The sequence below is a fragment of the Nonomuraea deserti genome, assembly GCF_004348685.1.
Taxonomy (GTDB): domain Bacteria; phylum Actinomycetota; class Actinomycetes; order Streptosporangiales; family Streptosporangiaceae; genus Nonomuraea; species Nonomuraea deserti.
Map to the genome: position 1 here is coordinate 25773 of NZ_SMKO01000006.1, position 14015 is coordinate 39787.

The 14015-nt window shown below is 69.2% G+C and carries 14 protein-coding genes; 6 read left to right on the plus strand and 8 right to left on the minus strand.

Translation table 11 applies throughout. The features are described 5' to 3' along the window. Position 1 precedes the first annotated feature (1 nt). Positions 2 to 643, minus strand: a complete 642-nt coding sequence (locus tag E1292_RS04010; RefSeq protein WP_132592091.1) for a TetR/AcrR family transcriptional regulator — start codon at positions 641 to 643, stop codon at positions 2 to 4. 66 nt (positions 644 to 709) lie between these two features. On the opposite strand from E1292_RS04010, the gene E1292_RS04015 reads away from it, so the two are divergent. The 4 genes from E1292_RS04015 (at position 710) to E1292_RS04030 (ending at position 3913) form a co-directional block, all read left to right on the plus strand. Then, positions 710 to 1363, plus strand: coding sequence for a hypothetical protein (locus E1292_RS04015; RefSeq protein WP_132592093.1), 654 nt, complete (start codon positions 710 to 712; stop codon positions 1361 to 1363). A gap of 15 nt (positions 1364 to 1378) precedes the next feature. Continuing rightward, a complete protein-coding gene (locus E1292_RS04020; RefSeq protein WP_132592095.1) occupies positions 1379 to 2206 on the plus strand; it encodes an NAD(P)H-binding protein in 828 nt (275 codons plus the stop codon). A 79-nt stretch (positions 2207 to 2285) separates the two neighbouring features. After that, positions 2286 to 2774: a nitroreductase family deazaflavin-dependent oxidoreductase gene (locus tag E1292_RS04025; protein ID WP_132592097.1), complete on the plus strand. Its 489-nt coding sequence runs from the start codon at positions 2286 to 2288 to the stop codon at positions 2772 to 2774. Between the two features lie 371 nt (positions 2775 to 3145). After that, positions 3146 to 3913 (plus strand): MerR family transcriptional regulator, encoded by a 768-nt coding sequence (locus tag E1292_RS04030; protein WP_132592099.1) that lies wholly within the window; start codon positions 3146 to 3148, stop codon positions 3911 to 3913. Positions 3914 to 4986: 1073 nt separating this feature from the next. Here the strand turns inward: E1292_RS04030 and E1292_RS04035 are convergent. Continuing rightward, complete coding sequence (locus E1292_RS04035; protein ID WP_165974367.1) at positions 4987 to 5562, minus strand: AfsR/SARP family transcriptional regulator; 576 nt, start codon at positions 5560 to 5562, stop codon at positions 4987 to 4989. A 252-nt stretch (positions 5563 to 5814) separates the two neighbouring features. On the opposite strand from E1292_RS04035, the gene E1292_RS04040 reads away from it, so the two are divergent. Beyond that, a complete protein-coding gene (locus E1292_RS04040; RefSeq protein WP_132592103.1) occupies positions 5815 to 6978 on the plus strand; it encodes an endo-1,4-beta-xylanase in 1164 nt (387 codons plus the stop codon). Positions 6979 to 7230: 252 nt separating this feature from the next. Here the strand turns inward: E1292_RS04040 and E1292_RS04045 are convergent, their stop codons facing one another. Then, positions 7231 to 8379 carry an amidohydrolase family protein gene (locus tag E1292_RS04045; RefSeq protein WP_165974368.1) on the minus strand — a complete coding sequence of 383 codons (1149 nt, stop codon included), beginning with the start codon at positions 8377 to 8379 and terminating at the stop codon, positions 7231 to 7233. 104 nt (positions 8380 to 8483) lie between these two features. Here E1292_RS04045 and E1292_RS04050 point away from each other — a divergent pair, with 104 nt between their 5' ends. Continuing rightward, complete coding sequence (locus tag E1292_RS04050) at positions 8484 to 8834, plus strand: Rieske (2Fe-2S) protein (RefSeq protein ID WP_132592107.1); 351 nt, start codon at positions 8484 to 8486, stop codon at positions 8832 to 8834. A gap of 32 nt (positions 8835 to 8866) precedes the next feature. Here the strand turns inward: E1292_RS04050 and E1292_RS04055 are convergent, their stop codons facing one another. The 5 genes from E1292_RS04055 to E1292_RS04075 are packed head-to-tail and all read right to left on the minus strand — an operon-like array spanning position 8867 to position 13928. Further along, a complete protein-coding gene (locus E1292_RS04055; protein WP_132592109.1) occupies positions 8867 to 9895 on the minus strand; it encodes a Gfo/Idh/MocA family protein in 1029 nt (342 codons plus the stop codon). Beyond that, positions 9895 to 10899, minus strand: coding sequence for a Gfo/Idh/MocA family protein (locus E1292_RS04060; RefSeq protein ID WP_132592111.1), 1005 nt, complete (start codon positions 10897 to 10899; stop codon positions 9895 to 9897). Before E1292_RS04060 ends, E1292_RS04055 begins: the two co-directional genes overlap by 1 nt. Further along, positions 10889 to 12100 carry a cupin domain-containing protein gene (locus tag E1292_RS04065; protein ID WP_132592113.1) on the minus strand — a complete coding sequence of 404 codons (1212 nt, stop codon included), beginning with the start codon at positions 12098 to 12100 and terminating at the stop codon, positions 10889 to 10891. Before E1292_RS04065 ends, E1292_RS04060 begins: the two co-directional genes overlap by 11 nt. A 2-nt stretch (positions 12101 to 12102) precedes the next feature. Then, on the minus strand, positions 12103 to 13104 hold the full coding sequence (locus E1292_RS04070) for a carbohydrate ABC transporter permease (protein WP_132592115.1): 1002 nt from the start codon (positions 13102 to 13104) through the stop codon (positions 12103 to 12105). After that, a complete protein-coding gene (locus E1292_RS04075; RefSeq protein WP_165974369.1) occupies positions 13092 to 13928 on the minus strand; it encodes a carbohydrate ABC transporter permease in 837 nt (278 codons plus the stop codon). The genes E1292_RS04070 and E1292_RS04075 overlap by 13 nt, the downstream gene beginning before the upstream one ends. Positions 13929 to 14015: the final 87 nt, after the last annotated feature.

Sequence of the window (14015 nt, forward strand, 5' to 3'; positions counted from 1 at the left end):
CTCATGGGGCGCTGGTCGAACGGCGCAGCAGTTCGCGCGCCAACGCCTCACCCCACCAGCGCTCGATCCGGTCGGGCGACCAGGAGCGTTCGATGCGGAGGGTGGTGTAGACGTCGATGTTGCACAGCGCGGCGTAGATGTCGACGGCGGTGGCGACGTCCAGTCCGGGGCGGAGCGTGCCGTCCGGCCAGGAGGAGAACACCTGGGTGCGGTACTCGCCGACCTGTCGCCGGCCCCGCAGGTAGAAGTCCGCGAAGTCAGGCTCGGTACGGCCCGCGTCACGTATCAGAGTGATGAGATCGCCCGCGCGCTCGAAAAGACGCCGGTCGTAGCCGGCCATCGCGGCCAGGTGCCGCCGGGGGTCGTCGGTGGCCTCCAGCTCGTCGATCATCTGGGGCACGTCCGCGGCCAGGTCCGCGGCGTCGGCCAGCGCCCAGACCAGCCCCGCCTTGTTCTGGTACGCCGCGTACACGGTCGGAACGGCGACCCCCGCCTCCCGGGCGACGTCGCGCACCGTGGTCGCCGCCCATCCCTGTGACAGGAACAGCCGGCGCGCGGCCTCGGCGATCTCCGCTCGCGTCTGCTGCGCCTGCGTCACGCGGCGCAGCGAGTTGTAGCGGCGCCGCCCTGTCTCCTTCTCCATGATTGCATCCAGTCTTTCCGTGGCTTATATTCAATATATGCGTCGTAAATCCAATTGGTGGTCACCGTGACCATCACCAGTCTGGCGGGTGTCGCAGGCATGGGATTCGTCCTGCTCGCGATCGTCATCAACGTCATCTACGTCCGCGCCGGACTCCCGCAGCCCACTACCGGCCAGTCCCTGGACGCGGTCACCGACGCGCTGGCCGGCATCGGCAAGCGGATCAACGCGCCCTCGGTCTTCGCCCCGGCCGCCTGGCTGTTCACCACCCTGTTCGCCGCCGGGCTGCTCGCGGCGCTCTGGCGAGGCGATCAGCCCGGCAGCAACGCCTGGGCGCTGGCCGGCTTCGCCGGCGTCCTCATGCAGAACGCCACCTTCATGATGGTCGAGTCGCTGCGGTTCGGGATGGCCGCGGCCGCCCGGCACCACCGCGGCTCGGTGGCCGGGCTGTGGGCGTTCTGCACCGTGCTGTTCGGGTTCAACCAGGTCTTCCTGGCCATCGCGGTGCTCGGCTTCACCGCCGCCGGAGTGAGCCTCGCGTTCATCCCCGCCTGGCACGCGTGGCTGGGCTGGATCAGCGCGGCCCTGCTGTTCGTCTCCTCCACGGCCGCCCCGTACAACGCCGACGGCCGTAACCGTAGCGCGGTGGCCGGCCTGCTCGGCTGGCTCGGCTGGGCCTCCTGGATCGTCGCCTACAGCATCGCCCTGCTGAACATCTGAGGAAGGAACAAGAACGTGATACTTGTGACCGGGGCCACCGGCCGGATAGGCGGCCGGGTGGTTCACGAACTGACCGCGGCGGGCGCGGCGGTGCGGGCGCTCACCAGGCGTCCCGACGATGTCCAGCTGCCCGGCGGCGCCGTGGCCATGTCCGGCGATCTCCGGGTGGCGGCGTCCGTCGAGCCGGCGTTCGAGGGTGTGGACGTGGCCCACCTGTTCCCCGTGCCCGGGTGGCCCGTCGCCGACCTGCTGGCGCTCGCGCGGAAGGCGGGCGTACGCCGGATCGTCCTGCTGTCCTCGGCGTCGCTCCCCGGTGGGCCCGGCCTGATCGAGCGGCAGCATCGAGCCAATGAGGACGCCGTACGCGCCTCCGGCATGCCCTGGACGTTCGTCCGGCCGACTGCGTTCATGGCCAACGACCTGTCATGGGCGCCCGCGATCCGTGCCGAGGACACGGTGTACGACGCCTTCCCCGACGCCTCGCTGGCACCGGTCGACGAACACGACATCGCCGCGGTCGTCGCCGCCGCGTTGCTGGACGACGACCACGCGGGCCACACGTACGAACTGTCCGGGCCGGAACCGCTGACCACCGTCGAACGGGTGGCGATCCTTGGCGAGGTTCTCGGGCGGCCCCTCCGCTTCGCCGAGCTGTCCCCGCAGGAAGTCCGTACATCCCTCGTCGCCTCCCACCCACCCGCGGTCGCGGATGCCATGATCGGCGTCCTGGCCGCCGCCACCGGCACGACCGCCCCGATCCTCCCAGGGGTACACCAGGCCACCGGTGGCCCGCCGAACACGTATGCCGAGTGGGCCAGCAGACACGCTGACCACTTCGGCTGAAGCCGAAGCGAGCAGACGACGATGCCGAAGGCCGCTCTGTGAGCCGCCCCCGCGGCACGACCGAGGAAAGGTGCATGACATGGCCGCCAGCCACCCCGGCGAGGCCGCCGGGCCGACCAGACCGTACCCTGCGGGCCGGATCATCCGGGCGGGCAACACGATCGTCGGCGTGCTCATCCGCGCGGGCCTGATCCCCCGCGGCTATCTCCTGACCACCCGGGGCCGCAAGAGCGGCCGCCTGCGCACCCAGCCGATGGCAATCGTCGAGCACGAGGGCAGGCGCTGGTTGGTCGCCCCCTATGGGGCGGTTTCCTGGGTGCTCAATGCTCGCGCCGCCGGAAAGGTGATCCTGCGCCGCCGGTTCACCACACGCGCCTACACCATCCGGGAGCTCGCGCCCGTGGAGGCCGGACCCGTCCTGAAGCGCTATGTGGGCTTCTCGGCGCCCACCCGACCGTATTTCCAGGCCACCAAGGACTCCCCGGTGGAGGACTTCATCGCCGAGGCCGGACGCCACCCGGTGTTCGAGCTCACCCCGCTCGGCGGTGACCCCTGGTCAGCGGTGTGACACCTGAGGCCCTGCCCGGCTCAGGCAGGCGGAGACCATGGCCTCGCGCACGGAGAACGCGGGCTCGGCCCGATGCTCACAACGTTTCCCTTCGTTGCCCTCTTGACGATCCTGCTCCGGCAAAGCCGGTGAGTAGTCGTTGATCTACGAGTACGGGATGTCGCACGCCTGGGAGCGGTGAAAGAGCCGCACCAGCTGGCAGGAGATGCTGGCACGTCGGCTCCGGACTGTGGCTGCTCATCGGGCGGCTCCCCGTCCGCGCGTACCTGACCGTCGTCCCAGCTTGACTGTGCCGTTACGTCAACATCTACCGTCATGGACGAGCCGGGAAGAACCGGCTCGGTGATGGGCAGGGAACGGGTGAGCGGGCCATGGCATGGTCGATTGCACAGGTGGCGCGGATGTCGGGTGTGACGTCGAGAACCTTGCGCCACTATGACGAGATCGGGCTGCTTGCACCTGCCTGGGTCGGCGGGAACGGCTATCGCCATTACGAGGAGCGCCAACTGCTGCGGTTACAGCAGATCCTGGTACTGCGGGAGCTCGACCTGGGTCTCACCGAGATCAAGGAGATCATCGACCGGCACACCGACCCTGTGGCGGCATTGCGCGAGCACCACCAGCGACTGCTGGGAGAGCGCGACCGGCTGGATGCCGTGGCACGCATGGTGGCTCGCACCATCACCGAACTCCAGGCGAACGAAGGGAAGAACGACATGTCCAAAATCAGTAGGCCAGAGAATCTGTTCGAGGGGTTCGACGGGGCGCGGTACGGCGCGGAGGCCCGGGAACGGTGGCCGGAGCAATGGGAGCAGTCGGGGCAGCAGGAACTACTGGACACCATGACGCCGCAGGAGATCGACCGCATGCAGCAGGAGGCAACGGCGGGAATGATCCGGATGGCCGAGCTCATGGCCACCGGCACGCCCGCCGACGACCCCGCCGTTCTCGCCGAGCTCGACGCTCACTACCGGCATATGAGCCGGTTCTGGACGCCGACCGCGGCGCAGTACGCGCATCTAGGCCGGATGCAGGCCGACGACGAGCGGTTCCGGGCGAACTACGAGCGGATCGCCGAAGGGCTGGCAGGCTACATGCGCGACGCCATGGCCGCATACGCGCACGCCCGGTTGAGCTGAATCTCGCTGAATGAGGTTCTGAAGGAGCTGCAGATCCTTCAGAACAGCTTCGGTACCGCCGCATGCGATGTAGCCGGAATATGGTGTCCGTGTAGCGGCGAACGATAAATTCGGCACGCAAGGAACAATGGCCTGGGCGCTGTGACAGGCACATATGCGTGTACGACCGAGGCATCATCTCTGCGACGGGAGACCGCCCATGCGCCGTAGACTTACCACGCTCCTTCTCTCCGCCGCGCTGGCCTTCGGGGGGACCATGGCTCTGGCCTCCCCGGCCTGGGCGGAGTGGCGTCCCATCCAGGCGTATGCCAAGGGATCCGACTGCGAGATAGCAGGGCGATACTACGTCAACCATGTTGTAGGCGCCATTCGCTTCCAAAGTGACTGGGACAGTCCAGGATGGATGCTCTGGGTTTTCTTCGAGGAAGCCTGACCAAATATCAGGACGATCCCAACCTGTTGCTATCCGTGTCCTGCACGGTTACTGATCACGGAAACCGCCCTGAGCTTCCTAGGGTTAGGCGCACTTTTACCTGGAGGACGTTGCGCTGTTATGTGAACCTCGCCAAACAGCGGTTGCCGGGAACTCGGCGACCACAGTCGCCAGCAGGCGATACCTGGGAGGGGACCATGAACAAAAAGCGAGCGTTCGTCGCGGTGTTGGCACTCGCCAGCACAAGCGCGTTCGTCACTCCAACGGCTTCAGCCACCACCGGCGCACAGGATCGTTACGCCCTCACGCCCGGATCGACGCACTGCGTCAGATACAGCCAGGGAGACGTCTGGCAGACCAGGTTCGCCTGGGGCGCGCGCGCTACTTCGTCAAGGTCAACGGCAGGCCGGTGGCCATCCGGATTCCGCTGTCGATCACGCATCCCAACGGGAAGACGTACCTCGCTTGGTGTAACTACACGAGCAGCGGAAACCCTCTGGGGTCAACATCCGCCAGAACGGCGGGCAGACGACCTACACCTGCCGCGGGCCGAAGTTCACGCGCATGAGCGGTGTCTACACCGTAGGCAGTCCAGGGCCTCAGGCCGACGTGGCAGATGACGGGGACACCGAGAGAATCCTCACCAGCGGAGCCGTCGAGTACACCTCGACGTGACGTGTTCCGCGATCACTTCCGCGTGACGTCCCTGGGCCAGCTTGAGTTCAGCCCTCGTCTCGATCGCAGAACGGCGCTCCTCCAGCAGGCGTTGCACTTCGCTGACGGCGCGCGGCCCGTACAGGTCTGTCAGCGGATCCCCACGCCAGAGGCCCGATGCCCGGTCGAGCGGTTCGATGGCCTCGTCCTCCCGACCTTCGCAGTGCCTCAGGGCAGCCTGCTGCTTGAGGCCCGAGAAGACGTCGACGTCCAGTTCGGTGTGCTCCAGGTCCAGCAGGTAGCCGGGATGCCGCGTGAGGATCACGCCGGCCGTGCCGAATGCCTTGCGTACGTCTGCGACCAGCGTCCGCACCCTGCTGGCCGCAGCGGCGGGAACGGCGTCCCCCCATAATTCCTCGATCAGCCGATCCCCGGAAACCACGCGGCCGGCCTCCAGCGCGAGCGCGGCGAGCAGGGCGCGGCGCTTCGCGGTGAAGGTGATCTCCCGGCCGCCGACGCGGGCTTCCAGCGGCCCCAGGAGGAGGAACTCCACCTGGGGCACCAGCACCTCCTACTCGGCGAGACATTCCAGCCGGGGCAGTGGCTCTCACCGGTACGACGAACGAGCGACTGCAGAGGGGACACCACCAGACTTCGGCGGCGCCAAGGGGACGGTGGCGGCGTGGTGACGTTGACGGCGACTCGCGGTCGGCTCGCCCTTGGGCCTTCCCACGAGTGATCGACGGGTGTATCTGTAGGGAAATCGATTTGCATCGCGCGCGGTTCTTCGGACGACTCGGTGAAGGAGTAGGCGATGGCAGGTCAGGGAGGTCTCCGTCGGAGGTCGTTCCTCGTCGGTAGCGGCCTGGGAGCCGCGGCGCTGCTGGGTGGTGGCGCGTCGCCGTTCATGACCATGGGTGCGGCTTGGGCGGCACCGGCAGGCGGCCTGTATCAGGCAGCGCTGGCCAAGGGCATCCGGTACGGCTCCTCGGCCGCGACGTGGCAGGTGCAGCCGGACCCTGACTACGCGGCGCTGTACGCGCGCGAGAGCGGGATGCTGCTCACCGAGGACGACCTGCTGTGGTATCGGCTCAAGCCGACGCAGGACTCGCCTCTGGACTTCAGCTACGGCGACCAGATGGTGTCGTTCGCCGCCGGCAACGCTCAGCCGGTGCTCGCGGCCCACCTGGTCTGGGACGAGGGGCTGGGTGAGGGGTGGGAGCCGGATGCCCTGTACAACCTCAGCACGCAGGACGCACGCGACCTCCTCTTCGGGACGATCCAGCAGGAGGTCGCGCACTACGCGGGACAGGTGAGGGCCTGGGTGGTGGCCAATGAGGTGACCGACGGGCGCCGTAAGGACGCCAACGGGTTCTGGACCGTCGAGCCCTGGTATCAGACGATCGGGCCGACCTACGTCGAGGAGGCGTTCAACCTCGCCCACCAGCATGACCCGAACGCTCTGCTTCTCATCAACGACTTCGGATTCGAGACCGGGTCGGACGCGGCCGCTCGCCGGACGTCGATGCTCAAGGCCATCGACTATCTGCAGGGCAGGAACGTCCCGGTGCACGCGCTGGGGGTCCAGGCACACCTGAATGCGGACGGGTTCGCCCGGAGGTTCGATGCGGCGGCCTACCGGGCTTTTCTGTCGGACGTCGCGGCGCGAGGCCTGTCGATCTTCATCACGGAGATGGATGTTCAGGACGACGGCCTGAAGGCCGACATCCCCAGCCGTGACGCGGCCGTGGCGGACGTGTACTCGCGGTACCTGTCCGTGGCCCTCCAGGAGCCCGCGGTGAAGGTCGTGCTCAACTTCGGGCTGAGCGACCGCTACACGTGGTTGCAGGAGGACTTCCCGCGCCAGGACGGAGCCGCGCGCCGGCCGCTGCCGTTCGACGAGAACCTCCAGCCGAAGCCGGCATACACCGCGATCCTGCAGGCCTTCCAGAACGCTCCGGCACGCCCGCCGCTCTGATCAGACCCGGCAGGGGGTGCGCTCCCGGGCTCTGGCCGGCGCGAACGGGCCGGTCAGAGCCGGATCCCGAGGGAGCGGCGGCCATCCGGCGGGCATGTCTGCTCCTTCGTCGTCCCCGTCCATCGCCGAGCGCGCGTGGTGGCCGAGGGCGACGAACCCCGGCGGATCGGCGCATCGGCGCATCGGCGCATCGGCGCATCGGCGGATCGGCGGATCGGCGGATCGGCGGATCGGCGGATCGGCGCAACATGATCACAGCCGGTCGCCGTAGGTCTCCATGGCGTTGTCGCTGCTCACCCGTTGCCTGATCGCCGGCGGTAGCGACGCCAGGGCGTGCCGCGGGTCGTCGAAGTCCCAGTGCGGGTAGTCGGAGCTGAACATCAGGGTGCGGTCCGCGTGGGCGATCTCGCAGAGCACGTGCAGGTGGTGGCGGCGCTTCGGCTCCGGGAGGGGCTGCGTCGTGAACCGGACGTGATCCACGATGTACTCGCTGGGCAGCCGCTTGACCCACGGCACCTCGTCGCGCAGGCCCCTGACGTTCTTGTCGAGCCGCCACATCACGTCGGGGATCCAGCCCAGCCCGCCCTCGGTGAGGATCACCTTGAGGTTGGGGAAGCGCTCGAAGACCCCGTGGCACACGAGGCTGATCAGGTTGGCCTGGAACACCTGGCTCAGCCCGCTGTGCCACTCGACATAGTACGTCGGCGTCCCGCCTGCCATCGGCGGCGAGGTGCGGAAGATGCCTTCGCCCGAGTTGGGGTGGACGGCGACCGGAATGCCGACCTCGTTCGCGGCATCGTAGATCGGGTAATAGTGCCGCAGCCCCATCAGCATGTCGGTGAGCGGGAGCAGCACCCCGACGAAGCGCTCGTCCTCGGCCACGCGCCGGATCTCCTGGGCCGCCAGCAGCGGGTCCTGCGCGCCGGCCACGATGTAACCGCGGTAGCGGTCGTCGGCGTCGAACCAGGTCGCGGCGAGCCACCGGTTGTACGCCGAGGCGATCATCGCCGCGGCGTCCGGGTCGGGCATGGCCCCCAGTCCGAGCATCTCGCCGCCGATGAGCACGGCTCGGTCGATGCCGTTGCCGTCGAGCAGTTGCCGCGCCGTGAAGGCCGGGTCGGCGCCCGGCGCGGACCCGTCCGGAGCGCGGGCGTCGTCGCGGAGCACCCCGGCCGGGTTGATGTAGAGCATGTTCCGCGGGATCGACACCGCCTCGCGATGCCCGATCGTGGTGAGGTCGCGGCGCTCGTCGAGGCCCAGGCGGCGCTGCTCGGCCTGGGACAGGAACGGCCGGAGCTCCCCGAGGCCGGTCTTGGTGACCGGGTGGACGTCGCAGTCGACGAGCCGGTAGCGGCTCGTCGCGGACGCCTCGGCGAGGGGCTGGTCACGCAGGTCGGCCATGGGGAACTCCTGTCCGGACAGTGGTTGCCGAGATGACGCGAAGCCGTCATAGTCATGCATAGCAAATCGATTGGCACTGCGGTAGAGAGTCAGTGGGTGGGCGCATGGAAGTTCGGGTCGGCAGCGTCGAGGACGTGCGCCGGGACGGGTGCCGGACCGTCGAGGTGAACGGGCGGCCGGTCGGCGTCATCAGCGTCGGAGAGGAGTTCTACGCGATCAGCGACCGGTGCCCGCACATGGGTGCGTCGATGTGCGCGGGCTCGCTGAGCGGCACCTTCGTCGCCGCCGGCCCGCACGAGTACGTCTACGGCAAGGCCGGCCTGGTGATCCGCTGCCCCTGGCACGGCTGGGAGTTCGACATCGAGAGCGGCCGGTCGCTCCTGGAGCCGAAGCGGTTCGGACTCAGGACCTACCGGGTCACCCAGCAGGACGGCGAGGTCGTGCTGCACGCGTGAGCGGCACCGGGCACCGCTCGCGGGACGGCGGGCTACCGGAGCTCGACGACCTGCCCCAGATGCGAGGAACGGTAGGCCGCCAGCGCCACCTCCAAGGCGCGCACGCCGTCCTGCCCCGTCGCGCACGGGTCCATGACCACGCCCGCGCGCACCGACGCGAGGAACGCCTCGATCATCGCCCGATCGGCGTCCTCGGCGAACGACGCCCGACGCAGGCCCCGCGGGCCGCCCTCGCGCGTGCTGACGACGTTCAGCGCCTCGGCCCCGTCGGTGATCTCCAGCGAGCCCTCGGTGCCGACCAGGCGGAGGGAGAAGTCGTAGTCCCAGGGGTGGTCCGCCGGCACTGACCAGCTCGGGTCGATGCTGCCGACCGCCCCGTTGTCCATGCGCAGCGAGACCACCGCGACGTCGTCGACGTCGAGGTTCCACAGCAGCGACCCGGCCTCGGCCGACACCTCGGCCACCTCCAGCCCGCTGACGTGGCGCATCACGTCGGTGACGTGGACGGAGTGGTCGATGAGCGCGCCTCCGCCGGCGGACACCGGGTCGGTGATCCAGCGGGGGTACGCCGGGGGCAGTGGCGGGCGGCCGCGGTTGGCGCCCACCAGGCCGATCAGGTCGCCCAACCGGCCGTCGCGCACCGCCGTACGCGCCCGCTCGACCAGGGGCAGGAACCGGGACACGAACGCCACGTGCAGCTGCACGCCCGCGGCCGCACAGTGGTCGACCATCGCCTCGGCGTCCTCGAGCGTCGTGGCGATCGGTTTCTCGCACAGGACGTGCTTGCCGTGGGCGGCGGCGAGCTCGACGTGGGCGCGGTGCTCGTCGTTGGCGCCGCACACCAGCACGGCGTCCACCTCGGGCGAGGACAGCAGCGCCGCGGCGTCGCCCGCGAGCGGTACGCCGAAGTCCTGGCGGATCCAGCGGATGTGCTCGGGCTCGGGGTCGCACAGGCCCACGACGTGGGCGTTCGGCGACTCGGTGAGCGCGCGCGAGTAGGCCCACGCGTGGCCCGTGTGCGCGGCGCCCAGGATCGCGACGCCGACCGGCTTCCGGCTCATCACGGCTCCCACGTGGTCAGGTCGATGGTCCGGCCGGTGCGGGCCGACTCGAGGGCGGCGAGTGCCGTGCGCAGCGACTCGACCGCCTCGACGGCGGGCACCGGCGGGGGTCCGCCGGCGCGGCAGGCCGCGAAGAACGTGCTCAGCTCCAGGGCGAACTCGCGCTCGCCGAGCACGTCCCACCACTCCGCGTCGCCCTCGCGGGCGTGCAGGACGCCGCCCATCATGTGGTCGTAGTCCCACGACAGCCGGCCGTCGGTGCCGATGATCTCCGCCCGGAGCTTGAAGCCGCGCGAGGCCGGGTGGGCCCAGCTGCACTCGATGTGGGCGATGGCGGCGTTCTCGTAGCGGACGGTCGCCAGGGCGTAGGTCAGCGCGCCCGCACCGCTGCCGGCCGCCATGCAGTGCACGCGTACGGCGGGGCTGCCGATCACCCACCGGGCGTAGTCGAAACCGTGCACGCCCTGGTCGAGCAGCGGCCCGCCGGATGTCGCGGCGTCGGCGAGCCATCCCGCCTCGCTCCACCCCGGCAGCGAGGTCGTCGTCGAGTGCCCGAGCATGCGCACGAGCCCGACTTCGCCCGACGCCGCCAGGTCGCGGGCGAGCCGGTGGTCCGGGCCGTAACGGGCCACCTGCCCGATCGAGAGCAGTCCGGGTGCGGCCTCGGCGGCCGCGAGGACACGACGCGCCTCGTCCATGGTGCGCGTGATCGGCTTCTCGCACAGCACGTGCCTGCCCGCCTGAAGGGCGGCGATCGTGGCGTCGGCATGGGCGGTCGGCGGCGTGCAGACGTCGACGACGTCGACGCCCAGGTCGAGCAGCGCGTCGAGGTCCGGCACGACTTCAGCGCCGTGCTCGCCGGCGATCCGCCCGGCCTTGCCCGGCACCGGATCGGCGACCGCGACCAGCCGGACGCCCGGGGAGCCGCGGTAGGCGCGCGCGTGGACGCCGGCGATCATGCCGGCTCCGAGCAGCCCGACCGTCAGCTCGCCGTCACCTCGCATGGCCCGCGATGGATGGAGCCTCCGTGTGGAGGTCGGGCCCGAAGAACAGGAACACCACGAGGTCCTCGCTTCCGGTGTTGGCGACCTCGTGCTCGCGGGTCGCCGCGTCGTGGGTGACCACCAGCTCGTCCCGGCCCGGCTCGCCGCCGCGCACCTCGTGCCCGGCGAACCTGCCCTCGCCGGTCCAGGCGAACGTGCTGTAGACGCCGGGCTCGCGCAGCCGGTGGACGCCGCCTGGCGGGACGACGAGACGCTTCCCGGCGTACTTGCTGGTGTTGTAGAAGACCCAGGTCTCCTCGCCGTCGCCGGTCGCGCCGGCGACAGGCTGCGGGCTCAGGTGGCGGTTCTCGTAGAACCAGGGGTCGCCGTTGATCTCCCAGTCCACGAAGCCGAGCGCGAACCGCTCGCCGTGCTCCTCGCGGTCCTGCGGGCGGACGTCCTTGAACAGCAGGTCCTTGGAGATGATCCGGCCGGCGTTCAGGGCCTGGAACATCGACAGGACGTCGGAGTCCTCCTGCAGTTCGAGGGTGAGGGCCGTGCCGGGGGCGTGCAGCACGCCGGACGGCACGTGGAAGCCCTCGCCGGCGACCTGGAGCTCCGCGCGGGCATGCCGGAGGATCAGGTCGCTGTTCCAGTCGACGAGGTAGGGCAACAGCACCGCGTGCGCGGACTCCTCCGCGATCCACGGGTGCACGCCGAAGAACGTCTCCGGGTGCGCGCCCCGGTCGACACCCGGCAGGAAATGGTAGGACTCGTCCTTCGCGTTGCGGCCGACCAGCGACGCGTACTCCTGGGGCGGATGGATGTGGTACGGCAGCCGGTAGGCGTAGTCGAAGATCTTCGCCAGCCGGCCCAGCCCGGCGGGGTGCGAGGCGGCGTACGCCGCGCCCAGGATCGCCGCCGGGTCGGCCGCCACGGCGTCGCGCAGCAGGAGCCGCTCGCCGTGCTCCCCCACGACGTGGCTGAGCCCTTCGTCCTGGGGACCGACGCGGTTGTCCGCCTTCGTCGTCGAGGCCAGCCACCGCTCGCAGATGGCGCCTCGCTCCCCGACGTCGTAGGCGTTCTCGGGGAGGCCCAGCCGCCGGCCCGGCGGCAGGAAGTCGCGCGCGACCCAGGCCGGCTCGCACCTCAGCACGCCGTTCCCGGCTTCGAGCAGCCGGGTGAGCACGTCCCGGGCCACGCCCGGATTCGCCGCCGCCATGGTCACCCCTTGATTCCGGTGAGGGCGATGCCCTGCACGAATCTCCGCTGGAAGACGATGAACACGATGATCATCGGCAGGGTCGCGATCACCGACCCGGCGAACAACAAGGTCCAGGACGTGCGGTTCTGCACCACGAACAGGGCGAGGCCCACGGGTGCGGTGATCTTGTCAGGGCTGGACATGATGATCAGGGGCCAGAAGAAGTCCTCCCATGCCCCCTGGAAGGTGAAGATCGCGTTCGCCGCGAGCGCCGGCCCGCACAGCGGCAGCACGACGGACCGGAAGATCCGGAACTCGCTCGCACCGTCGATGCGGGCGGCCTCCAGCAGCTGGTCCGGGATGGAGAGCATGTACTGGCGGAGGAGGAAGATGCCGAACGCCGACACGATCCCCGGCATGATCAGGCCCCAGTAGGAGTCGAGCCAGCCGTGCCCGCCGCTCCCCATCCAGTCGTTGCCGCCGAAGAACGGGATGTGCTGGATGATCAGGTAGTTCGGGATGAGCGTGACCTGCCCGGGGACCATCATCGTCGCCAGGAAGAGCACGAAGATCACGTTGCGTCCGGGGAACCGGCGCTTGGCGAAGCTGTAGGCGCACAGGGCGTTGAAGAACGTCTGCAGCACGGTGATCGTGAGCGCGACGAAGGCGCTGTTCGCGAACCACCGCCAGTCACCGTGCCCCTGGGCCTGCTGGGCGTTGGTGAGGTCACCGACGTTCAGGAAGCCTTTGTACCCCTCCAGGGTCGGGCTCTCCGGGACCCAGTGCGGCGTCGTGGAGAAGATCTCCCCCATCGGCTGGAACGAAGCGCTGATCAGCCATGCGAACGGCGCCAAGAACAAGATCGCGAGCGGGGCGAGCACCAGGTACGTGACCGCTTTCTGCCGCAACCCGAACCGGTTTTTCCCGTTCCGCGGCTCGCGGGCCGGCGGAGTGGGCCCAGTGGGCCCGGGGGCCGCCGGCGCCGCCTCGCGCAGGTCGACCCCATCGCTCACGCCGCCCATGCGCCGGGCTCCTGCCGGGAAAGGCGCAGCTGCAGCGCCGTGAACACGAGAAGCATGAGGAAGAGCGCGAACGCCAAGGTGCTGGCATAGCCCATGTCGAAATACTTGAACGCCCAGAGATACATGTAATAGACCATCGTCGTCGTCTTGTTGACCGGTCCGCCGTTGGTCATCACGAAGATCTGGGTGAAGACCTGCAGCGAGCTGATGATCCCCATGACGAGCAAGAACAGGGTGGTGGGCCGGAGCATGGGGATCGTGACGTACCGCAAGCGCTGCCATACGCCGGCGCCGTCGATGCGGGCCGCCTCGTAGAGCTCCTGGGGGATCGCCTGCAGGCCGGCGAGGTAGACCACCATCGAGAATCCGGTGCCCGCCCACACGCTCATCAGGACGACCGCCGGCATCGCGAGGTTCTTGTCCGACAGCCACAGCAGGGGGTCATCGATGATGTGCGCCTGCAGCAGGTAGTAGTTGAACAGCCCGTAGTCGCCGTTGTAGAGCCACTTCCAGAGGATGGCGGAGACCACGAACGGGGTGACGACCGGAAGGTAGAACGCGGTCCGGAACAGGCCGCGCAGTCGCAGCGGCAGGTTGAGCAGGAGCGCCAGCAGCAGTCCGGTGGCCATCGAGAGCGGGACCGAGGCGCCGCTGAAGTAGATGGTGTTCAGCACCGACTCGGTGAACCGCTCGTCGTGGATCATGTCGCGGTAGTTGGTCAGGCCGACGAACGGCTTGTCCGGCTCGATGATGCTCCACCGGTGGAACGTCAGGTAGACGGCGAAGATCAGCGCGGCCAGCGTGAAGACCGAGAAGATCAGCATGCCGGGCATCAGGAAGACGTACGCCGACCGTTCCTTCCAGATCCGGGCCGGGAGGCTGCGCCGGTTCGCGTGCGGGCTCCCGGGCCC